The sequence below is a fragment of the Flavobacterium psychraquaticum genome (assembly GCF_034497725.1).
Lineage (GTDB): Bacteria > Bacteroidota > Bacteroidia > Flavobacteriales > Flavobacteriaceae > Flavobacterium > Flavobacterium psychraquaticum.
On record NZ_JAXKVR010000029.1, the window covers coordinates 193,267 to 216,074 of the forward strand.

Annotated in this window: 18 protein-coding genes; 9 read left to right on the forward strand and 9 right to left on the reverse strand. The window is 32.6% G+C overall.

What is annotated here, in order from left to right; all coding sequences use genetic code 11:
- Positions 1 to 168 precede the first annotated feature (168 nt).
- A complete protein-coding gene (locus tag T1L09_RS09020; RefSeq protein ID WP_322550630.1) occupies positions 169 to 2,097 on the forward strand; it encodes a DEAD/DEAH box helicase in 1,929 nt (642 codons plus the stop codon).
- 85 nt (positions 2,098 to 2,182) lie between these two features.
- Positions 2,183 to 2,956, forward strand: a complete 774-nt coding sequence (locus T1L09_RS09025) for a carboxypeptidase-like regulatory domain-containing protein (RefSeq protein WP_322550631.1) — start codon at positions 2,183 to 2,185, stop codon at positions 2,954 to 2,956.
- Here T1L09_RS09025 and T1L09_RS09030 read toward each other — a convergent pair whose 3' ends face one another.
- Positions 2,957 to 3,619: a TrmH family RNA methyltransferase gene (locus T1L09_RS09030; protein ID WP_322550632.1), complete on the reverse strand. Its 663-nt coding sequence runs from the start codon at positions 3,617 to 3,619 to the stop codon at positions 2,957 to 2,959.
- 71 nt (positions 3,620 to 3,690) lie between these two features.
- Here T1L09_RS09030 and T1L09_RS09035 point away from each other — a divergent pair, with 71 nt between their 5' ends.
- The 5 genes from T1L09_RS09035 (at position 3,691) to T1L09_RS09055 (ending at position 9,491) form a co-directional block, all read left to right on the forward strand.
- Positions 3,691 to 4,221, forward strand: coding sequence for an RNA polymerase sigma factor (locus T1L09_RS09035; protein ID WP_322550633.1), 531 nt, complete (start codon positions 3,691 to 3,693; stop codon positions 4,219 to 4,221).
- Positions 4,214 to 4,999, forward strand: a complete 786-nt coding sequence (locus T1L09_RS09040; protein WP_322550634.1) for an anti-sigma factor — start codon at positions 4,214 to 4,216, stop codon at positions 4,997 to 4,999. The genes T1L09_RS09035 and T1L09_RS09040 overlap by 8 nt, the downstream gene beginning before the upstream one ends.
- Before the next feature lie 47 nt (positions 5,000 to 5,046).
- Complete coding sequence (locus T1L09_RS09045; RefSeq protein WP_322550635.1) at positions 5,047 to 5,736, forward strand: Sir2 family NAD-dependent protein deacetylase; 690 nt, start codon at positions 5,047 to 5,049, stop codon at positions 5,734 to 5,736.
- A gap of 54 nt (positions 5,737 to 5,790) precedes the next feature.
- A complete protein-coding gene (purB, locus tag T1L09_RS09050; protein WP_322550636.1) occupies positions 5,791 to 7,134 on the forward strand; it encodes an adenylosuccinate lyase in 1,344 nt (447 codons plus the stop codon).
- A gap of 125 nt (positions 7,135 to 7,259) precedes the next feature.
- Positions 7,260 to 9,491, forward strand: coding sequence for a monovalent cation:proton antiporter family protein (locus tag T1L09_RS09055; RefSeq protein WP_322550637.1), 2,232 nt, complete (start codon positions 7,260 to 7,262; stop codon positions 9,489 to 9,491).
- Between the two features lie 57 nt (positions 9,492 to 9,548).
- On the opposite strand, the gene guaB is transcribed toward T1L09_RS09055, so the two are convergent.
- From guaB to T1L09_RS09090, 7 genes are all read right to left on the reverse strand, one after another.
- Positions 9,549 to 11,021 (reverse strand): IMP dehydrogenase, encoded by a 1,473-nt coding sequence (guaB, locus tag T1L09_RS09060; RefSeq protein WP_322550638.1) that lies wholly within the window; start codon positions 11,019 to 11,021, stop codon positions 9,549 to 9,551.
- Between the two features lie 152 nt (positions 11,022 to 11,173).
- Entirely contained in the window at positions 11,174 to 12,583 is a 1,410-nt protein-coding gene (locus tag T1L09_RS09065) for a di-heme oxidoreductase family protein (protein WP_322550639.1), read from the reverse strand.
- A 1-nt stretch (position 12,584) separates the two neighbouring features.
- Positions 12,585 to 13,751, reverse strand: coding sequence for an imelysin family protein (locus tag T1L09_RS09070; RefSeq protein ID WP_322550640.1), 1,167 nt, complete (start codon positions 13,749 to 13,751; stop codon positions 12,585 to 12,587).
- Positions 13,752 to 13,826: 75 nt separating this feature from the next.
- Positions 13,827 to 16,268: a TonB-dependent receptor gene (locus T1L09_RS09075; RefSeq protein WP_322550641.1), complete on the reverse strand. Its 2,442-nt coding sequence runs from the start codon at positions 16,266 to 16,268 to the stop codon at positions 13,827 to 13,829.
- Entirely contained in the window at positions 16,249 to 17,619 is a 1,371-nt protein-coding gene (locus T1L09_RS09080; protein WP_422718513.1) for an HTTM domain-containing protein, read from the reverse strand. Before T1L09_RS09080 ends, T1L09_RS09075 begins: the two co-directional genes overlap by 20 nt.
- Positions 17,620 to 17,624: 5 nt before the next feature.
- The gene (locus tag T1L09_RS09085; protein WP_322550643.1) at positions 17,625 to 18,737 is read right to left on the reverse strand and encodes an imelysin family protein; all 1,113 of its coding nucleotides are present in this window, start codon (positions 18,735 to 18,737) and stop codon (positions 17,625 to 17,627) included.
- A 72-nt stretch (positions 18,738 to 18,809) separates the two neighbouring features.
- Complete coding sequence (locus T1L09_RS09090) at positions 18,810 to 20,012, reverse strand: DUF4856 domain-containing protein (protein ID WP_322550644.1); 1,203 nt, start codon at positions 20,010 to 20,012, stop codon at positions 18,810 to 18,812.
- A 190-nt stretch (positions 20,013 to 20,202) separates the two neighbouring features.
- On the opposite strand from T1L09_RS09090, the gene T1L09_RS09095 reads away from it, so the two are divergent.
- Positions 20,203 to 20,946 carry a hypothetical protein gene (locus tag T1L09_RS09095; protein WP_322550645.1) on the forward strand — a complete coding sequence of 248 codons (744 nt, stop codon included), beginning with the start codon at positions 20,203 to 20,205 and terminating at the stop codon, positions 20,944 to 20,946.
- A 184-nt stretch (positions 20,947 to 21,130) separates the two neighbouring features.
- On the opposite strand, the gene T1L09_RS09100 is transcribed toward T1L09_RS09095, so the two are convergent.
- Positions 21,131 to 21,997, reverse strand: a complete 867-nt coding sequence (locus T1L09_RS09100; protein WP_322550646.1) for a hydroxymethylglutaryl-CoA lyase — start codon at positions 21,995 to 21,997, stop codon at positions 21,131 to 21,133.
- Between the two features lie 204 nt (positions 21,998 to 22,201).
- Between T1L09_RS09100 and T1L09_RS09105 the strand changes: the two genes are divergently transcribed.
- The gene (locus T1L09_RS09105) at positions 22,202 to 22,807 is read left to right on the forward strand and encodes a SatD family protein (RefSeq protein WP_322550647.1); all 606 of its coding nucleotides are present in this window, start codon (positions 22,202 to 22,204) and stop codon (positions 22,805 to 22,807) included.
- The last annotated feature ends 1 nt before the right edge of the window (position 22,808 follow it).

Genomic DNA, 22,808 nt, shown 5'->3' on the forward strand with positions numbered 1-22,808 from the left:
ACAAAAATAACTAAGTTTTTCATTTTTCAAACCACAATATCCGTTTTATAATAATTTTTACAATGTGGCTTAACGAATTAAAAATATAATTAATTGAAAATCAATGCTTAACAAATTAGTTAATCTAAATTTTTAGTCATACCTTTGCAGCCAATATTAAAACAATATATGAATAAATTTGAACAATTAGGATTGAATGAGTCGCTACTGCTGGCGATTAAAGATCTAGGATTTGAGAATCCGTCAGAAGTACAAGAAAAAGCGATTCCAATACTATTGGAACAAAACACAGATTTAGTTGCCCTAGCGCAAACAGGTACAGGGAAAACCGCAGCTTTTGGTTTTCCACTAATTCAAAAAATTGACCCTGAGAACAGAAATACTCAGGCATTAATTTTATCGCCAACACGTGAGTTATGCTTACAAATCACCAACGGAATTAAAGACTATTCTAAGTACATTAAAGGGTTACATACAGTGGCTGTTTATGGTGGTGCAAGTATTACAGATCAAGCTAGAGACATTAAACGCGGAGCCCAAATTATTGTGGCTACACCGGGTAGAATGCAAGACATGATTAACAGAGGTCTTGTTAACATTAAAAACATTGATTTCTGTATCTTAGATGAAGCAGATGAAATGTTAAACATGGGATTCTACGAAGATATTTGTTCCATTTTATCGGACACACCAAAAGAGAAAAACACTTGGTTATTCTCTGCAACAATGCCAGCTGAAGTAGCTCGTATTGCAAAACAATTTATGTCTGACCCTGTAGAAATTACAGTTGGACATAAAAACTCGGGATCTGCAACGGTATCACATGAGTATTATTTAGTAAATGCTCGTGATCGTTATGAGGCTTTGAAACGATTAGCAGATGCTAATCCAGATATTTTCTCTGTAGTTTTTTGTAGAACTAAAAGAGATACACAAGCTGTTGCTGAAAAATTAATTGAAGACGGATATAGCGCTGCAGCGTTGCACGGAGATTTATCTCAAGCACAACGTGATGGAGTTATGAAATCATTTAGAGGTAGACAAATACAAATGCTTGTTGCGACTGACGTTGCTGCTCGTGGAATTGACGTTGATAACATTACTCACGTAGTGAATTATCAATTACCTGACGAAATCGAAATCTACAATCACCGTTCAGGAAGAACTGGTAGAGCTGGAAAATTAGGAACTTCTATAATAATTGTTACTAAAAGTGAATTACGCAAGATTTCTTCAATTGAAAGAACTATTCAACAAAAATTTCAAGAAAAAACGATTCCTTCTGGAATTGAAATTTGCGAAATTCAGTTGCTGCACTTAGCTAATAAGATTAAAGATACGGAAGTAGGAACAGAAATTGAATCTTACTTACCAGCAATTAATGACGTTTTAGAAGGTTTATCTAAAGAAGAATTAATTAAGAAAATGGTATCTGTAGAATTTAACAGATTCATCAACTATTACAAAACTAAACGTGATTTATCAGGTGATAGCAGAGGTAATGACAGAGAAAGAAGTTCGGAGCCAAGAGAAATTAGAGCAGGTGATCCTGTTAGATATTTCATTAACATTGGTTCTAGAGATGATTTCGACTGGATGCAATTGAAAGATTTCTTGAAGGACACTTTAGATTTAGGTCGTGATGACGTATTCAAAGTTGACGTTAAAGAAGGTTTCTCTTTCTTTAATACAGACGGAGAATTTACTGATAAAGTAATGAGCGTACTTAACGGATATGACTTAAACGGAAGAAGAATCAACGTAGAAATTTCTAAAAACGACGGCGGAAGCAATTCTAGAAGAGACCATGGCGGAAGAAGTTCTGGTGGTGGATTCGGTGGAGGAAAACGCGAAGGTGGTTTTAGAGGTGAAAGAAGCGGTGGTTTTGCACCAAGAAGAGAAGGCGGAAGAGATTCTGGCGGAAGAGAAGGTGGATTCAGAAGCGACAGAGGATCAGCTCCAAAAAGAGAAGGTGGATTCAGAGGAGAAAGAAGTAGTTCTGCTCCAAGAAGAGAACCAGGTGCTTTTGAAAGAGCTCCAAGACGTTCTGAAAGTTCTGGTGATGAATCAAGACCAAAAAGACCAAGAAGAAGTTAATTAATTCGTTAATTTTCTTATAATTTTTAGAGAAACTACAATATATCATCTTTAGATTCGTATTTTTGAATCATTAAATAAAGAAATGAGATATTTTGTAGTTTTTCTTTTTACATTACTTTTTAATTGTGCTTGGGCACAGAATGACAGCATCGTAAAAAACCTTAAAGGAACCGTAATTCACAACGAAACACGATTACCTATGGGTGGTGTGCACGTAATTAATGCCACAAGAGTGAGCGGAACAATCACCACTCCGAGTGGTCTTTTTGAAATCGCTGCACAAGTAAATGATACTTTATTATTTAGCTATTTGGGTTTTGAAACTATAAAAGTAAAAGTCACAAATGACTGGGCTAAAGAAAATCCTACCAAAATATATTTAAGTGAAAAATCGTATGTTTTAGATGAAGTAACAGTCTATAAATATAACTTAACCGGATTTATTCAAGTAGACACCAAATTGATTCCCGTGTCTTCAGACAGTTATCGTTATAATATTACCGGAATTCAAGGAGGCTATGAAGTGGGCGATAAATCTCCTGGCGCTGTGTCTAGAGTATTGGGTTCTATATTCAATCCTGCAGATTTTCTCTATAATGCGTTCGGAAAACGTTCTAAAGAAATGAAAAAACTAAAGGAAATGAAAAAAGACGATACCGTTAGAAATCTTTTAGCTACCAAATTTGACAGAGAAACTTTAGCATCTTTATTAGAAATTAGCAAAGATGACATTCCTATAATTTTAGAAAACTGCAATTATTCTGAATATTTCATTAAAACAGCAAATGATTTACAAATCATGGATGCAATTAATGCCTGTTATGAAGAATATAAAATATTGAAAAAGAACAAATAATTATTTTTGTTGATTTTCATGATATTTTCGTTCAATAAATTCAATATCTTTTATTGTTTTCCGAGTCCAGTCTAAACGTTTATCTAATTTTTCTTCTTCCGTTAAATGCCAATTAATATCCGTTTGCCTTAAGCGATTTGTAATATCTTGAATAACAATTGCCGCAGAAACTGAAATGTTCAAACTTTCGGTATATCCTACCATCGGAATTTTCAAAAAACCATCTGCTTGTGCAATTACTTCTTCCGAAAGTCCGTCTTTTTCGGTACCAAAAAACAAGGCTGAAGGCTTAGAAACATCAAACTCATGCAACAAACACGAATCGTTATGAGGCGTTGTCGCAATAATTTGATAGCCTTCTGACCGCATGGCATCAATACAGTTTTGAACCGAATTAAATCGATTTACATCTACCCATTTCTGAGCGCCCATTGCAATTTCGGTATCAATTCGTTTGCCAAACTTCTGCTCAATAACATTTAATTCTTGAATACCAAAAACTTCACAACTCCGCATCACAGCGCTGGTATTGTGCAATTGAAAAACGTCTTCCATCACAATTGTAAAATGCTTCGTACGATTTTCTAAAACGCGTAAAAAACCTTCTTTTCTATTTTCGGTAATAAAACCTTCAAGATAATTTAGTAAATCTAAATCAATCATATTTGTAATTATATTTTATTTGCAAACATAATACTACTTTTTTTATTATTTTAGTGGAAAATTTAAATTGCATGACACAAGAAGAATTATTGCCTCTATTATTGAAAAAAGATGATAGGTCGTTTACGTTGCTTTATGACAATTATGCCAAGAGTTTATATGGTGTCATCTACAATCTCATCCGAGACAAAGAAGAATCTGAAGATGTGCTTCAAGAAGTTTTTATTAAAATTTGGAAAAATATCGATACATATAACACCTCAAAAGGGCGTTTATACACTTGGATGTTAAATATCTCTCGAAATGCTTCCATTGATAAGCTACGTTCTAAAAACTTTAACAACAATCAAAAAAACCTGTCTGCCGATAATTTCGTACATCTCTATGATGACAACTCGAAAGCAATCAACAAAATAGACGCGATTGGTATAAAGGAGTTTATTAAGAAATTAAAACCAAAGTGTATTCAAATTATTGATTTGTTGTTTTTTAAAGGCTACACGCAACAAGAAACATCCGATGAATTAGAAATACCTTTAGGTACCGTGAAGACTCAAAATAGAAATTGTATGAACGAATTAAGACTATTAATCAATGAATAGTAAAGAATATATCGAATCAGGGATTTTAGAATTATATGTATTTGGCAAACTTACTGACGACGAAATAGCAGAAGTGAACCAAATGGCAACACAACATCCTGAAGTAAAAGACGAAATTACCGCTATAGAAAGAGCAGTAATCAATTTATCCTATGGAATTGCACCTCATTTATCAGCAGCAAATTTTGACAAAATCAGAAACCAACTCCTGGAAAAGCAAAAGGTTGTGCAAATACAAACAAAAACACCTTGGACACAATATATGGGCTGGGCTGCGGCTGCCGTTTTCGTATTGGGAATGGGCGTTCAATTTTACAAACTCAACGAATCGAATTCAATTATCGATAATTTAGCTGTCGAAAGAACTAAATTACAAGAATCAGTAGTAGATTTAGAGTTGAAAAACAAAGAATCAGATGAAGTTTTAGCCGTTTTGAGAGATAATGGAAGTGTTAGTGTTGCATTAGCCGGTCAACAAGTGAATCCAACTGCATACTCGAAAGCTCATTACAACAAAACAACGAAAGCAGTTTATATTGACGCTTCTGGATTGCCAGAACCGCCAAAAGGAATGGTGTATCAAGTTTGGGCTTTACAATTAGAACCAATTTTAACACCTACAAGTATTGGATTGTTAGATACGTATGCAAGTAGTAAAACAAAAGTGATTAAAGTTGCTAATGCCGAAGCACCTCAAGCCTTCGGAATTACATTAGAACCAGCTGGCGGAAGTGCCAGACCAACGATGGAGCAACTCTATACCTTAGGAAAAGTATAATATTAAATGCGTCGTACTAAGACGCATTTTTTTTAATAATTACGAAGATGAAGAAATTAGTGGTTTTTACTGGAGCTGGAATTAGTGCCGAAAGCGGAATTAAAACCTTTCGTGATGCAGGCGGATTATGGGAAGGGCACGATGTTATGGAAGTAGCATCACCAGCGGGATGGAACAAAAACATTCCATTAGTTTTAGACTTTTATAACAAAAGAAGAGCTCAACTATCAACTGTAAAACCAAATGAAGCACACAAAATATTAGCCGAATTAGAAGCAGATTTCGATGTACATATAATAACGCAAAACGTAGATAATTTGCACGAAAGAGCAGGAAGCACGATGGTTACGCATTTACACGGTGAACTTACAAAAGTGAGAAGCACCACAAATAAAGATTATATTGTAGAATGGGAAAATGATTTGAATGTAGGTGATTTCGATTTGGAAGACAATCAATTACGTCCCCATATTGTTTGGTTCGGTGAAGAGGTACCGATGATTGAAAAAGCAATTGAAATAGTAGAAACTGCTGATATTTTAATTATTATTGGAACTTCATTGCAAGTTTATCCGGCTGCAGGATTGATGAATTATGTAGATAAAAATGTCTTAGTTTATTATGTTGATCCAAAACCTGCAACTATTTATGATTTGCCGAATGAATTAAAAATCTTGCCTTTAACAGCAGTTGAAGGGATGAAAATCGTACAAGAAGAATTATTAAAATTAGCGTAAAAAACTCCTAAGTAATTAGTAAATTTGCACTTCTTTAAACAACACACAACAACAATGCAATTAACAGAATTAAATGCTATATCGCCAATTGATGGTCGTTATAGAAGCAAAACCAGTTCCCTAGCTCCTTATTTTTCGGAAGAAGCTTTAATAAAGTATCGCGTTTTAGTTGAAATTGAATATTTCATAGCTTTGCGCGAAGCTGATTTGCCGCAATTAGCAAAAATCGACAAATCGGTTTATGAATCTTTGAGAACTATTTATAAAAACTTCTCAACCGAAGATGCACTTTGGATCAAAGAAACGGAGAAAACAACGAACCACGATGTGAAAGCGGTTGAATATTTCATCAAAACAAAATTTGAAAGTTTGGGATTGGATGAATTTAAAGAATTTATTCACTTCGGATTAACTTCTCAAGATATTAATAATACGGCGATTCCACTTTCTACAAAAGAGGCATTTGAAAACGTATATTTACCTAGTTTAATTAGCGTAATCGCGAAATTAAAAGAATTGGCTATGGAATGGAAAGATATTCCTTTATTAGCAAGAACTCACGGTCAGCCGGCCTCTCCTACTCGTTTAGGAAAAGAAATTTTGGTTTTTGTAGAGCGTTTAGAAGAGCAAATGCGTTTGTTATTCAATGTTCCTTTTGCAGCTAAATTTGGTGGAGCAACTGGAAATTATAACGCACACAAAGTAGCGTATCCAAACACAGATTGGAAGAAATTTGGATCTAATTTTGTTGAAAACAGTTTGGGATTACACCATTCATTTCCTACAACCCAAATAGAACATTACGATCATTTCGCAGCGTTCTTTGATGCTTTAAAACGTATCAATACAATTATAATTGATTTAGACAGAGATATTTGGACCTATGTTTCGATGGAATATTTCAAACAAAAAATCAAAGCGGGTGAAATTGGTTCATCGGCAATGCCACATAAAGTAAACCCGATTGATTTTGAAAATTCAGAAGGAAATTTAGGTATTGCAAACGCTATTTTTGAACATCTTTCGGCTAAATTACCACTTTCAAGATTGCAACGCGATTTAACAGATAGTACGGTTTTACGCAATATTGGTGTGCCAATTGGTCATACAATTATTGCATTCGAAGCAACCTTAAAAGGATTGAATAAATTACTTTTAAACGAAGATAAATTTGCTGAAGATTTAGAGAAAAATTGGGCGGTTGTTGCGGAAGCAATTCAGACTATTTTGCGTCGTGAAGCCTATCCAAATCCATACGAAGCGTTGAAAGATTTAACAAGAACAAACACAGTAATCAACAAAGAGGCAATTCATAATTTCATCGAAAATTTAAAAATTTCAGAAGAAGTTAGAGCCGAATTAATGCACATTACTCCAAGCAATTATTTAGGAATTTAATACTACAATTTCATAAATATTAGTAAAAAATCTCGTTAGAAGCAATTTTAACGAGATTTTATTTTTCACAAACTTTGATTAATAAATCATTTTTACTATTTTAGTAAAAAATCAAATAAACGCCAATGTACCTTGCTGCATCTACACTTCACGTTCCTGCACTAATTAGTGATTTGGGATTAATCCTAGTCACGGCAGCTATTGCTGTTCTATTATTCCGCTGGTTAAAACAGCCATTGGTTTTAGGTTATTTAGTAGCTGGATTTTTAGCTGGTAGTCAATCTGAATTTTTCCCAACCGTTAAAGACGTAAATAGTGTAAATGTTTGGGCAGAAATTGGTGTAATCTTCTTATTATTTAGTTTAGGACTTGAATTTAGTTTTAAAAAGCTAATGAAAGTTGGGGGAACTGCCTCCATAACAGCCCTCACCCAAATGATTTGTATGGTGGCACTAGGTTATTATGTAGGTCAATTAATGGATTGGGGGAAAATGAATTCGTTATTTTTAGGAGTAATTATATCGGTATCTTCTACCACCATTATCTTGAAAACATTCGATGAATTAGGTGTGAAAACCAAAAAATTTGCTGGAAATGTAATTGGTGCTTTAATTGTACAAGATATTTTAGCTATTTTAATGATGGTTTTACTGTCTACAATTGCCGTTAGTCAACAGTTTTCTGGTACCGAATTATTGCAATCCGTTTTAAAATTAGCATTCTTTTTAATAATATGGTTTGTAGCAGGAATCTTTTTCATTCCCACTTTACTTAAAAAAGCAAAACACTTATTAACTGACGAAATGCTCTTGATTGTGTCTTTAGCACTTTGCTTGTTAATGGTATTATTTGCTGCAAATGTAGGATTCTCGCCAGCTCTTGGTGCGTTTATTATGGGTTCAATTATTGCCGAAACTACACAAGCAGAACACATTGAACATTTAGTAAAACCTGTAAAAGATTTATTTGGAGCAGTTTTCTTTGTATCTGTAGGAATGTTGATTGATCCTGAAATGTTAGTGAAATATGGCATTCCGGTAGCGATTTTAACTTTGGTGGTAATTATAGGTCAGTCTCTAAGTGCTACCATTGGTACATTACTCTCGGGCCAACCGTTGAAACAATCTATACAAACCGGAATGAGTTTATCACAAATTGGAGAGTTTTCATTCATCATCGCCACATTAGGAATGACATTGAAAGTAACGAGTGATTTCTTGTACCCAATTGTTGTGGCGGTTTCTGCAATTACAACATTTACTACGCCATTTATGATAAAACTTTCAACTCCTTTTTCCAATTATTTAGAGAAAAAATTACCCAGAAGATGGGTTAAGAGAATTGCAAGATATAGTTCTAACACTGAAGCTATAAAGTCAGTAAGCACCTGGCAAATCGTATTAAAAGCTTATTTAACACAAGTAATAATTCACTCGATCATTATTGTATCAATCATTATACTTTCATCAAAATATTTATTACCCATAGTAGAAGATTCTAGATTTGGAAACGCTATAGCAGCTATGATTACAGTAGTGATTTTATCTCCCTTTCTATGGGCTCTATCTTTACGAAGAGTCGCGGTGGAACAAGTACATGAATTAATGCAAGTTAGAAAATATCAAGGACCTATTATAGTATTAATATTCAGCAGAATAGCACTTAGTTTATTCTATTTCGGATTTATATTGAATGTATTTTTCTCTCCGATTGTTGCTTTTGTAGCTTTAGTAATTGCGCTTATTTCCTATGTTTTATTTCCAAAAAGACTCCATGCGTTTTATAACAAAATTGAAAGACAGTTTATTCGCAATTATAACGATCGAGAAAATAGTCAAAAACCTAATAAAAGACAAATTGTACTTTCGCCTTGGGACGGGCATATGGCAAATTTTATTATTGCCAAAGAATCTAACTTAGCAGGAAAAACATTAGATGAATTAAGAATTAGAGAAGACTTTGGAATTAATATTGCTTCAATAAGACGAGGAGAAGTTACTATAAATATTCCGAAAAGTAATGAACGTTTATTTCCTGGAGACGAAATTAGTATCATTGGAACAGATGAACAAGTTCAATTATTCGAAAATTATTTAGATAAAAACGAACGAGAAGATCCTGAAGACGAAGAAAAAGAAGATATTATCTTGCAACAGTTAGAATTAAAAGATAGGATCTGCATTGGAAAAAGTATCAAAGAATCGTTGATCAGAGAAAAAACACACAGTATTATTGTTGGTTTAGAGCGGGATGGAAAAAGAATATTAAATCCTGAATCTAATTTAATTTTACAACCTGATGATATTCTGTGGTTAGCTGGAAACAAAAAAAAGATTAAAGCCTTTTTGAAAGCATAAAAAAACCTGACAGCTAATTAAATCTGTCAGGTTTTTACTATTTATACTATTCCTTATCTATCTTGAATAATTGGGAGCTTCTTTAGTTATTGTCACATTATGGGGATGACTTTCGCCAATTCCACTTGCAGTAATTCTAATGAAACGTCCTGTTTCTTGTAAGGTTTCAATATCTTTTGATCCGCAATAACCCATTCCAGCTCTTAAGCCTCCGATGAATTGTTGCATACTTTCATTTAATTCTCCTTTATAGGGTACACGACCAACAATTCCTTCTGGTACTAATTTCTTGACATCGTCTTCAACATCTTGGAAATAACGGTCTTTAGAACCATCTTCCATCGCTTCAATTGAACCCATTCCTCTATATGATTTGAATTTTCTTCCTTCAAAAATAATAGTTTCGCCTGGTGATTCTTTTGTTCCTGCTAATAATGAACCTAACATTACACAATCTGCTCCAGCTGCAATTGCTTTTGGAATATCGCCTGTATAACGAATTCCACCATCTGCAATGACGGGAACACCTGTTCCTTTTAAAGCGGCAGCCACTTCCAAAACAGCAGAAAACTGAGGAAATCCAACACCTGCTACTACTCTAGTTGTACAAATTGAACCAGGTCCAATTCCTACTTTTACAGCATCAGCACCATTTTCTGCTAAATACAATGCAGCTTCTGGTGTTGCGATATTTCCAACAACTACATCTAAATCTGGAAATTTAGCTTTTACTGCTTTTAAAACATCAACCACACCTTTTGTATGTCCGTGAGCTGTATCGATAATTACAGCATCAACTCCTGCATTTACTAAAGCGGTAGCTCTTTCAACAGCATCAGCCGTAACGCCTAAAGCAGCAGCAACGCGTAAACGTCCAAATCGGTCTTTATTCGCTTGCGGTTTTTGAGTTAATTTTGTAATATCTCTGAAAGTAATTAAGCCTACTAATTTATAATTGGCATCAACCACTGGTAATTTTTCAATTTTATTTTCTTGCAAAATCCCTTCTGCTTCTTGCAAAGTAGTTCCTTGTGCAGCCGTTACTAAATTTTTAGTAGTCATAACTTCTAAAATAGAACGGGAATTTATTTTTTCGAAACGCAAATCACGATTTGTAACGATTCCTTTTAAGATTCCGTTTTCATCTACTACTGGAATTCCACCAATACTAAATTCTTTCATTGCAGCTTTTGCATCACCAACAGTTGCAGTTAATGGCAAAGTTACTGGATCGATAATCATACCGCTTTCAGCACGTTTTACTCTTCTCACTTTCGCAGCTTGTTGCTCAATAGTCATGTTTTTATGCAAAACTCCAATACCACCTTCTTGTGCCATAGCAATAGCCATAGAACTTTCAGTAACAGTATCCATAGCAGCCGAAGCAATCGGAACGTTTAATGTAATATTTCTTGAAAATTTAGATTTGATGCTAACGTCTCTCGGTAAAATATCTGAATAATTCGGGATAAGTAAAACATCGTCGTATGTAAGTCCTTCGCCAACGATTTTAGATGCGTGTGCTTTCATGTGCAATTTTGTTGTAGTTGTTAAATTGCAAGCAAAGTTACTTAAAAAATAGAAGTTAGGAGTTAGATATAAGCTTTTTTTAATAAATAATTTAATTAAAAAAATAAAAAAGCCTAGAAATTTTAAAACTTCTAGGCTTTAACTATATCTTGTTAAAGAGAATTCAGAAATTCAAGTACTTTATTACGATCTGATAGTATTAAGTTTTTAAAATTATTTTTAGCAACTTCGGCTTCCCCACCATGCCATAAAATAGCTTCTTCGATCGATCGTGCTCTTCCATCATGTAATAAAAATGAATGGCCATTTACCGTTGAAATTAATCCAATTCCCCATAAAGGCGGAGTTCGCCATTCAGTTCCGCTTGCTAAATAATCAGGTGCATTGTCCGCTAACTTAGTTCCCATATCGTGCAAAAGTAAATCGGTATAAGGTCTAATTACTTGATTTCTAAAAGCTTCAATATAATAAGTATTACTAGTAGTAATTTTTTGAATGTGGCATTTGTTGCACGCTATTTCTTCAAATATTTTCTTCCCAGCTACTATGTTTGGTGCGGCAACATTTCTTCTAGCAGGAACCGCTAATGAGCTAGAATATAATATGACTTTATTTAAAGTTTCATCTGTAATCTCTGGATTGCCACCATTTGGAATAGTTGAACCGTCAAAACCCACAGGCAAATTTTCATTTGGAAAAATTGAAGAAGTTATGCCGATGTCGCCAGAAAAAGCACTAGCAACTTGCTGTTTTACAGTTGGTTGATTTGCTTTCCATCCAAATCTTCCCATTTTTGTACTTTGAGAACTTACATCATAAACATAATTTGCCTTTCCTGAAATCCCATCGCCATTGGCATCTGAAATATCTTGAAAACCTAAAATAGTAGCTTCAGGAATTGCTTCTAACAATCCCATTCCTACCATTTGGTTAGCAATTCTTGGCGAAACTTGCACGGCACTAGCGAGCGGACCGTAACCTAAATTTTTAATGGTATAAATCGGTTTTCGCAGTGTTACTTGCGTTCCATCCGCATACGTTTCAGTATAATTTTCGTACGTTATTGAATAAGCTCCGGGTACAACTTGTCCTGAAATTGCAACATCCTTTAATTGATTTCCATAGATCGGATCAGGCAAATTACCACCATGTGGGTCATTTTCTAATAAACTGAGACGTAATAATAATCCTGTTCCTAGCTCACCATCAAAAATTGGCGGTCTGCCTCTTCCATCTTTAAAATGACAACTAGCACAAGAAATTGCGTTGAAAAAAGGCCCTAAACCATCTCTTGCTGTTGCGGTTGCAGGAGAAGTAATCCAACTTTGTCTAAAAAATGAATTACCAATACCAAAATCTGTTTGCTGACTTGCTGTTAATCCAGATGAAAAAAAGCCAAAAGATTCGACGGAAGTATTAAATACTGTTCCATTTAATCCTCCAGAATATTGTTCATTTTCTTCTGGAATATTTTCATATGATTCGCCATCATCAGAAGCACAACTTGTGCAAAGACTAAATAGGATTAGAAATAATAAATTATATTTTAAAATGAATTTCATCTTATTGTATTGTAATTCCTAAAACACTTGCCCCTGCAATTAAATTAGATCCCGCCAATTGCATTGCCGTAGCAGCAACTTTTACTTTTGCACCTTCAACAGATGTTGGTCCGTCTTGAATTGCTATGTCAAAAGGAATCATAGTTGCATTGGTTTTTGAAACGGCATCATTAAGTGCAGCTTCAATATCAGCTGCAACTGTAGGGTTCATTTTTCTTACTAAATATTCTAACGATTTTCCTGAAAAAGTACTGTAACTTCCTTTGTATACGTTCACTACACCTTGCAAATTAAGACGAACATCTCTATGCGTATTGTCACTAAAACAAGAATGTTCATCTTCTTGATCTTGATTGTACAAAGCTACCTCAACACGCTCTACAGCTAATTCAGAATAAACTAAAACAATAGCACCGGTAAAAATCTTCTTGATAGCCTCATCCTCATTCAGTGCTAAAAAGTAATTTCTATATTGACCGTTTGGTTTCCATTGCTGTACTAAATAATCTAAATGATCCGTTAATAAGTCACCACAAATAGATAGATATTGTCTTCTTCTATCTTGATTGGCAGCTGTTCCGCCATCGACGAAATCTGTATATGGTCTTTGTCCTGCTAAATTAGCCGAAGGAGCAGTTAAGTCTTGTCCCCAAAGTAAAAATTCTATTGCGTGATAACCGATACTAATATTTTTTTCACCTCCGTCCTCATTCAAACTCTCTAATAAAGTTTTAGATAAAGTAGGATAATCTGTTGTATTATTTATAATTCCAGAGTTCGTAGCACCATCGACATAGTCTATAAAATTTTCATCTAAAGGCCAAGCGTTTAAAAATGCTTCTGGACCATTTGCATCGTCAATAGGACCGTCAATAAACCTAAAAGCTTCTGTTGTTCCATAACTTTCTCTAGCTTCTTTCCAACTTTGTTTTACACTAGTAAAAGAAGACTCAGTAGGATTAGTATTGAAACTACTAATCGCTGTATTAAGTTGAACAGCATCATTATACGCCTTTAAGTAATTCTGATAAACTACTTCCGCATAATTTTCTATAACTTCTCTTTTTTCAGAAGGACCACCGCTAGAATCGTCACTTTGACACGAAAACACAATAGTAGTTGTTGCTAAAACACCAATAAATAACTTTAATATTCCTGATTTTTTCATACAATATAAATTTGACTAATTTGTTTTACAAATTTATCGTTATTTATATTAAATCCAAATAAAATTAAAGATTAATTAAAATTTAATTTCTAAAGTTGTGTAAAATACCCTTGGTTCCGAAGGAATTATTCCAGGACCAGGATAACCAGTTGCTCTTCTCGTAAAATACCAATTATTCAAAACGTTATTTATACCTGCTTCTAATTTAAAGTTTTTCCATTTGTATGACGCTGAAAAATCAACTACATTATAGGAAGGAATTTCTCCAAAAATACCATATGTATTATCGTTTACGTCCGTTTTATTGTTTTCTGCATTTGTAAACTGAGACGAAGCGTAGCTAAATTGTACACTTGTTAAGAAGTTTTTATAACCAATACCCGTTCCTAATTTTATATTATAATTAGGCACAAATTCTACTTTATTTCCTTCAACATTTGCAACATCTGATTTTAAATATTTAGAATCCGTGATCGCTACATTCGAAAATAAATTCCAAATAAAGTTTTCGTTATTTTGAAAAAAGGTATTTCCCACATTCCAATCGATTAATGATTCAAAACCGTAAGTAAATGCTGTTCCTATGTTATCTCTGAAACGCACTAAACTAGCTGCATTTGCGACTTGAGTTAAATATTCTCCGATTTTGTCATTGTAATACAAACCATAAACACTTGCATCATACGAAATTATATTTCTAATTTTCCCTCGAATACCAATATCGGAAGTGTATCCTTTTTCATCAGTAATGCTTTCACTAATTGCCGAGCTCGCATTAACCGTACGAATATCACTAAATGTAACCGATCGATAATTCTGAGAAACATTACCATAAACTTCAGCACCGTTATTCATTTTATAACTTAATCCAATTCCCAATAATAAGAAATTTCTTTCTTTGATATTATTTTCATTCTCTATTTCGTCATAAATAATGTTTCCGGCTAAATCTGTTCTAATTTCTCTAAAATATCCATCCGCTTGGGTTTTAATGGTTTCGTATCTAAAACCAGGTGTAATTGAAAAAGAGGATGAAACTCTAAAAATATTTTCACCAAAAACAGAAACATTTATATTTGGAAATGTGTATTCAGATTGGTTGGCATACGTTGGGAATTCTGTATTCGCAATATTGAAATCGGCACCATCTCCAGAACTTCCTGGACCTTGAATTCCAGAATTTTTTGCTTGATAATACTTCATACCTATTAAAAATGCATTGTTATTTCCGAAGAAATCGTATCGTTTTAAATAACGTGCTTCTGCTCCCCAATTCACAAAATCCCCCAAAATTAAATCACGAACAGTTCCTGGAGTATCTGAATTTGAAACACGGTTTGATCGGTATCCTATTGCTTTTCTACTAGCATCTAGTCCAAATAATTGTAACGAAAAATCAGCATTATGTTCAAAATGATGTTTCAATCGCAATGCAAACAAATTCCAATCCACTTTAAACCAATTTCTACTTCTGTTACTTTGCGTAGGATCTTGAGAAAACATTACATCTGTTAAGCCGCCAGGTTGATGAGCCAAATAGTCAAAATGAGTGTAATCAAAATGCAAAGAAGTATTTTCTGTAAATTGATAATTTAAATTAACGAAAAATGTTTTAGAATCAAATTCAGAATTTGGTCTAAACCCGTCACCTTGCTTGTAATTATAAAAACTGTAGTAGCTGAATTTTTTATTAGTTCCGCTTAAACTAGTAAAATTTGTGAATAAATTATTTGAACCTAAAGTTGTTCGAGATAAAATTTCAATTGGTTTAGTTGTTGGCTTTTTAATATTAAAATTTACTAAACCACCAAATTGCGTTCCATATTGCAGTGAAGCGGCACCTCTAATAATTTGGATAGATTCTAAAGCTTCTGTAGGCGTTGCGTAATAACTTTCGGGATAGCCCAAAACATCGGCACTAATATCATAATTATTTTGACGCGTATTAAAGTTGGACGTTCTATTTGGGTTTAATCCTCTTCCACCGATTGATAATTGCAAACCGCCATCATTACTTTCATTAATCGTTAGACCAACTACTTGTCCATAAATTTGACGTGCATTGTTTGTTGCCTTATTAGCAGTTAAGTTTTCAACTGAAATCACTTCTGTTTTTTTACCTGCATAAATTGCAGTTTCTTCAACATCTTTTAATTTGTTGAGTGCAAAAACCTTCTGCTTTTGTTGGATTACAACCACTTCAGATAAATTGGTTGCTAAACTTTGCAATTTAATATTAATCGTAGTATTTGCTAACGTTGCTTCAACATTTTTTTCTACAATTGAATAACCGTATAAGAAAAAAACAAGTTCATTCTTCCCATTTATTGCATTAGGAAAAAAGAACTCTCCTTTTGCATTCGTATTAATTTGCTTACTTGTAGTTTTATTGTAAACCTCAACATTTGCTAGCGGCTCATCAAAATCACTTGTCACAACACCTTTTATACTTGTTTGAGAAAAACTTAATGCACTAATTAAAAGTACTATTAAAAATTTAAAATCCTTTAATTTCATCGTTAAATGGTAAAATCCAAGTTTTATGTTGGAATGATTCATATTCTTTTGCTAAATCTACTTTGGGGTCAATATATCGTTTACTTAGTCGTCCATTTAATGCTACATAACTATCGACTGTAACTTTTGGGTCATTGTAACCAACTTTTTCATAATAATCGTGCAAAAAATGAGCGTATTGCAAAATGAAATCAGGTTGAAAAGCCATTTGTTTTTCCTGAAAAGCGGTTAAAAAATGTGTATTACGTACAAATATTTTTTCATTTGTTTTTGAATCAGTAACGTAAAATTGAGCGTAGCCTGCTTTTTCCATTAACATAACACGCCACGAAAATCGAAAACCTTCTTCTGTCCAGAATAACTCTCCAGGATATAACATATATCGAAAGGGGAAGGCTAACTGGAAGACCATAAATAAGGCTAAAAAACTAATTTTTAAGGTATTAATTCTTTTTGAAATGGAATAAGCATTAATTCCCGAAACACTAAAAATAGTTGTATTTAATTTAAATAATTTTCCTATAAAATTTAAAACTTTATTATGAAAAGATGAGTCGAAAAAAATTAACGAACTGATAATCATAACATAAGGAAAAACGCCAATAGGAAATAAGACCTTTGTCATGATATGAAAAACAACTACTAAGATAAAAGCAAAGTTCCGCGTTTTCTTATTGAATAATAAAAATGGAATTGCTAAATCGTAAAATGCACCAGCCCAAGAAAAACTATATTGTACCCAAGTTTGATGTAATAAATTTCCAATTAATGGAATATTAGATTGATTGGGTAACCAAATTTTAAGCGGCATTGCATCTAATAACCAATCTGAATTTAATTTAGCTAAACCCGCATAGAAATACACAATAGCTAACATCAATTTCAAAACATCTACACTATATTTAGGTATAACTAAAGATCTAACTTTAACGTTTCGATAAGCATCTACTGAAAAATTTGCGTTTGCAGGTAAAAAGATAAGTATAAAACTGACAACTGAAATAAAATAATAATGATTTAAATAAGTTGTTTTGTCCATTAACTCAATATAAGTAAAAGTCAGAAAAAACGTAATTATCGCTATTTTATATTTGTAGCCAATTGCCACCATAAAAGCGGCCAAACCACAAATAATGAATAATAAATAGGTTAAATCTCCAAATGGTTGTACCCATTCAAAACCATAATATGTAAAATGAAATTGAGGTTGAATATAAAATTTATTTACCCAACCATAACTTACAAATCGAATGATACTGAAAAGCATCATTAAACCAAACGCTAGCCTAAAAAAAGCTAGCGTTGAAGCAGATACCTTCCTATTTAAATAGGTGTTTATTTTTTCTTTTATCATTACTAGTCGCCATCAGCATCTACATAATCCACAGTAATATTTAAAGCTTGCATCATATCTAACTTAAAATACACTACGTTTTTTTGTAATTCATCAAAACTTAAAATCATTTTAGCGTTGTTTGTGTTCACTTGAGATGAAAAACTATCGCTAAGAGTTGCATTGGTGTTATTAATTATTGCAAACTGATTATTTATAATAGTGCTTAAATTTTGACCATTTCTAACCGTATTTAAAAAGTTTAAATATGATTTTAGACTTTCACCTTCAGTAGCACTATTAAAGTGTTTTCCGTTGAAAAAATCTTGAGCACCTTTTACAGATTCGTTTAAAAGAACTTTAGAAATATCATTTTTATAATAGGCTTCTACTTTTTCAGGAAACTTCGTAGCGTTTGAATAAATGCCTGCTGGAATTCCAATTTTACCTGCTCTAATATCTTTTTCAAAGTTTTTTACGAAATTATTTACCATTTTATTTAACGAACTGCTTACCGAATTTCCACTACTTGCAATAAAAGTTGCTTTGTACGCTCCATTCCAATCGTTAACAATAGCATCAGCATTTGTTTTCAATTTAGCTGATAAGTCTAATAAATACTTTTTATAATTTAGAGCTTTTGCATCTGTTGTATAAAAATCTAATATTTCTGTATCAGGAGATGCTAAACCATTCAACATATAATCTAAAGCAGAAAGACCTTGTTTGTCAAACTGCGATAACAATTCTAAATTATATGTTCCTGACATTACATTTGCTTCAATTCCTGCGGTGTTTACCGGATAAATATTAGTGCAATTTGTGAAATTAATTTCATCTGCTTTACCAATATTAAACACATTGACATATTGATATGATTTGTAAGCATTCAACCATGATACTCGCAAGTTATCTAAATTATCTTGATTTGGGGATGCATTAAAAGTAGCTACATCATTGTTCAATAAAACTATTTTGGTTTGATAATCCTCAAATCGTGGTATAATTATATTGTCAGCCCAATTTGTTAAGAGAGCTACTCTATCAAAATTATCACCCGAAGTGGGAGATTCATTGTCACTACTACAAGATGCAAAAACACCTAAAATAGCTGTTAAAAAAAGAATCTTTCTCATTGTTTATTTTTTTTTACAAAATTAAGAAAATAAGTAAGTGATTTGATACAAACTACTTATTTTTAAACTTTCCTAGTTAACCGTTTGCGCTTGTGCTACTGTGAAACCAAAACGTGCTGCAATTTCAGAAGCAATGCTATCTAAATGCACATTTAAGTAATCAATATCCCACAAACCATTAGTTCCGGCAGTTAATTCTTCTAAAAGTGCATCAACCTCTTCTTTAGACATATATGGTTGATTAGTTACTGGATTTTGCGTGTAACGAATTGCCATTATAAAACCGTAAGCTTCAGAAATTGCATGAAAACCTTTAGCTCCATTATCTGTAACTAATTTTTCTTTACCACTTTTTAAATAATAGACTGCTCTAACAGCTGGTATCATTGCCATTTTACTTTTAATTATAGCAATTTGAGCATCACGTACTTCATAATTATTAGCAACGATTGCCGCTCTTCCTCTCTTAAATGCTACTTCAATAGCTTCTTTAATAGTATTAAAATCTGAATCTTCATTTACTTGATTTATATAAGTATCCCAGTATTTTAAACCACCAGCACCATAAACATAACCGTATGCCTCGTCCCAATTATGTTCCATTGTAGTATAGTTTTTACCACTTTCTAATACCTTATTAGTATTTTCTAATCTATTACCATTCTCATCTAAAACAGCAGTACTTAAATAATGATTTAAAATTTGATCCATAAAAACAGCTCCCATCATTCCTTTTAGTAAGATTTGTTGTGGTTCTAAACCGTTTGCACCAAATAAACGCGTAGAAGATCCGTCTACATATGAACCTGCAACATTTTCTGAAGCATTATTTCCATCGCTTGCAGCTGCTAAAATACCAAATTGACTAGCAAAATAATTTCTTACATTAGTTTGCTCTGTAGTAGAACCGCCTCCACCTAAATTAACAAAGTAATCTCTAGATGCAGCAACCTTATTATTCAATTGTTTACCAGAAGTATTCAATTCTGTTGTAGAAAAAGGATTATTTGTATTGCTATACATAGCCGTTAAAGTAGTTTCTTCTACTACTAAACCTAAAGCGGCTTGATTTTTAATATAATTTCCCATTTCCTCCAGCATAAGTAATCTACTTGATTGACCTCCATAATCGACTGAAGTGATTCCGTTTCTTAAAAATGTATAAGTTGCAGGAGTTTCCACTGAATTTGATTGATTGTCATCATTATCAGAGCATGAAACAGCAGTAAATAAAGTAGCAAATAGCAATGCAAATGTAATCTTGTTTAAACGCATATTATTGTTATTTAGATTATATAAAAATTAAAAAACAAAAATAATACGAGATTTTAAATTATACAAGTTTTATTTAGAATAGTTTTAAATAAACATTTGAAAAAAATACGTACTTGTTTTGTTTTTAAAAAAAACTTTAATACTCTATGAAAAAGTATAAATTTACAGCAAAATAATATCATCGAAAAAATTGGACGCATTATTATACCTTTTATTAGAAACCTTCCTAATGGCCTTTATGGTGATTATTTTTCACAGCGCCATTAGAAACTTTGGTTTAGGTCCACTCTTTATTTTAATGGGTTCGCTTCAATTTTTTCTAATCATTTTAACAAGTAACGTCTATAACATTTATTTCGATAAATTTATTTTTTCACCTGGTGCAATTGTTTTATTTACTTCAACTTTATTTTGCATTCTTTTAGTTTTCCATACAGAAAGCATCAAAAAAGTAAGGAGTATGATTTATGGTCTATTATTCGCTAACGTGGCCGTTACACTATTATCTTATATATCATTGCAGCAAATATACATAGACAATCAGTCGAAAAATATTGAATTTATAAAGAACGTTTTTAATTATGATGTTAACATCTTCTTAGTTGGAACTTTACTTTTATATTTAGATTCTATTATTTTGATAATTTTATACGAAGTAATGAATTATAAATTTAAGACGAAATATCTATTTTTTAAAATTTTCATACCCGTATCCGTTGTTTGTTTATTTGATTCCGTTGTCTTTTATTCTTTGAATTATTATGCGGAAGATAATTTTGTAGATTTAATTATTAGCAATATTATAGGTAAACAAATCACGGTTTTTTTCTTCTCGCTAGCAATTTATATTTATTTAACCCTAATTGGTAAACAAGCAAGAAGTGGAAATCCTAAGAAAATTAAAGATGTTTTGAAAATTTTTAACTTTAAATAATCAAAATTCAATAGTGTTTTTAAGGAAGTATTAGTTGTTTTTTAGCCCAGATAGTAATGAAAAGCATTTTAGGAAAGAATTCTATTTTTTGTTGTGCTAAAAATCCCGAAGTTTCGGGACTTTTTAGTGCTTGCAAAAAAAGAATTGTTTCTAAAATCTTGTAATGGATAGCTGGAAATAGCTCCTAATGAAACTCACTAAATAACTTAGTTGCTTCGTTATAAGCACTTTCAAAACTCATAGGACTTGTATTGGTATTTTCCTTTTTAGTGGTAAAATAGGACAATAATTTCTCAGTTGGCATATTGCCTGTTAAATCGTCTTTCGCCATTGGACAACCACCAAAACCTTGAATTGCACCATCATAACGACGGCAACCCGCATTGTAAGCGGCATCAATTTTTTCAAACCATTTGTCTGGCGTGGTGTGCAAATGGGCTCCAAATTCAATGTTTGAGTATTTTGGAATCAGATTTGAAAACAAATGATCTATGACTTCTGGTGTAGAACTGCCGACGGTATCCGAAAGCGATAGGATTTTTACACCCATATTCGCTAATTTCTCCGTCCACTCGCCTACAATTTCCACATTCCAAGCATCACCATATGGATTACCAAAACCCATTGAAATGTACGTAACAACCTCTTTATTTGTTTTATCGGCGATTTCTAGAATTTCTTGTAAAGTCACTAGACTTTCGGCAATTGTTTTATGAGTATTTCGCATTTGAAAGTTCTCCGAAATAGAAAATGGAAAACCTAAATATTGAATTTCTTTATGAACCGAAGCATTTTCAGCACCTTTTGTATTGGCAATAATCGCTAATAATTTACTAGTGGTTTGCGACAAATCTAATTGGGCCAAAACTTCAACCGTATCCTGCATTTGAGGAATGGCTTTGGGCGAAACGAAACTTCCAAAATCGATCGTATCAAAACCTACACGCAATAACGATTGGATATATTTCACCTTTTTTTCTGTAGGAATAAAAGGTTTAATGCCTTGCATAGCATCGCGTGGACATTCGATAATTTTGATACTTGATTTCAACTTTTGTCTTTTAAAGTGGCTAAGATAATAAGATTTTGAATGAAAAAAAAGTCTATTCTCTATTATCGAAATAAACTTTAATTCCGATATTATGGAATAATACCTTGTATTCCATAAAATGGGAATAATTAGTTTTATTCCATATTTTAGGAATATAATAATTGTTTTGTTATATTTGAAATTCATAACTAAAAAATAAATACGATGATTTGTATTTTAACTGGTGATATAAAAGGTTCGCGTAAAGCAAAATCAAAAAATTGGTTAGCAGAATTAAAAGAACTTTTTCTACAATTTGGAAAAAAACCCACGGATTGGGAAATTTATAGAGGTGATGAATTTCAAATAGAAATCAAAGATTGCGAAGAAGCTTTGCTTATAGCGTTTCAAATAAAAGCTTTTTTAAGAACTATTTCTTTAGATGCAAGAATGAGTATTGGAATTGGGGAGAAAACCTCTACAGCGAAACGCATTTCTGAAAGTAATGGTAGTGCTTTTGTATATTCGGGCGAAGCTTTTGATGTAATGAAAAAAAATAAGATTAATTTAGTGGTGCAATCAGCTGATAACCAATTTAATAAAGATATGAATTTATTAATTCGATTGGGGCTTTCTTTTATGGATAATTGGTTGGCTCAACAAGCCGAATATGTGCTTTTAGCAATTAATAATCCAAAACTTTCGCAAGAAGAAATGGGTGAAATATTAAAAATTAACCAAGCTGCCGTTAGCAAAAGAAGAAAAAGAGCTAATTTTGATTTGATGCTAGAAATTAATCAGGCTTATGTTGAAAAATTAAAAATGCTTTAAA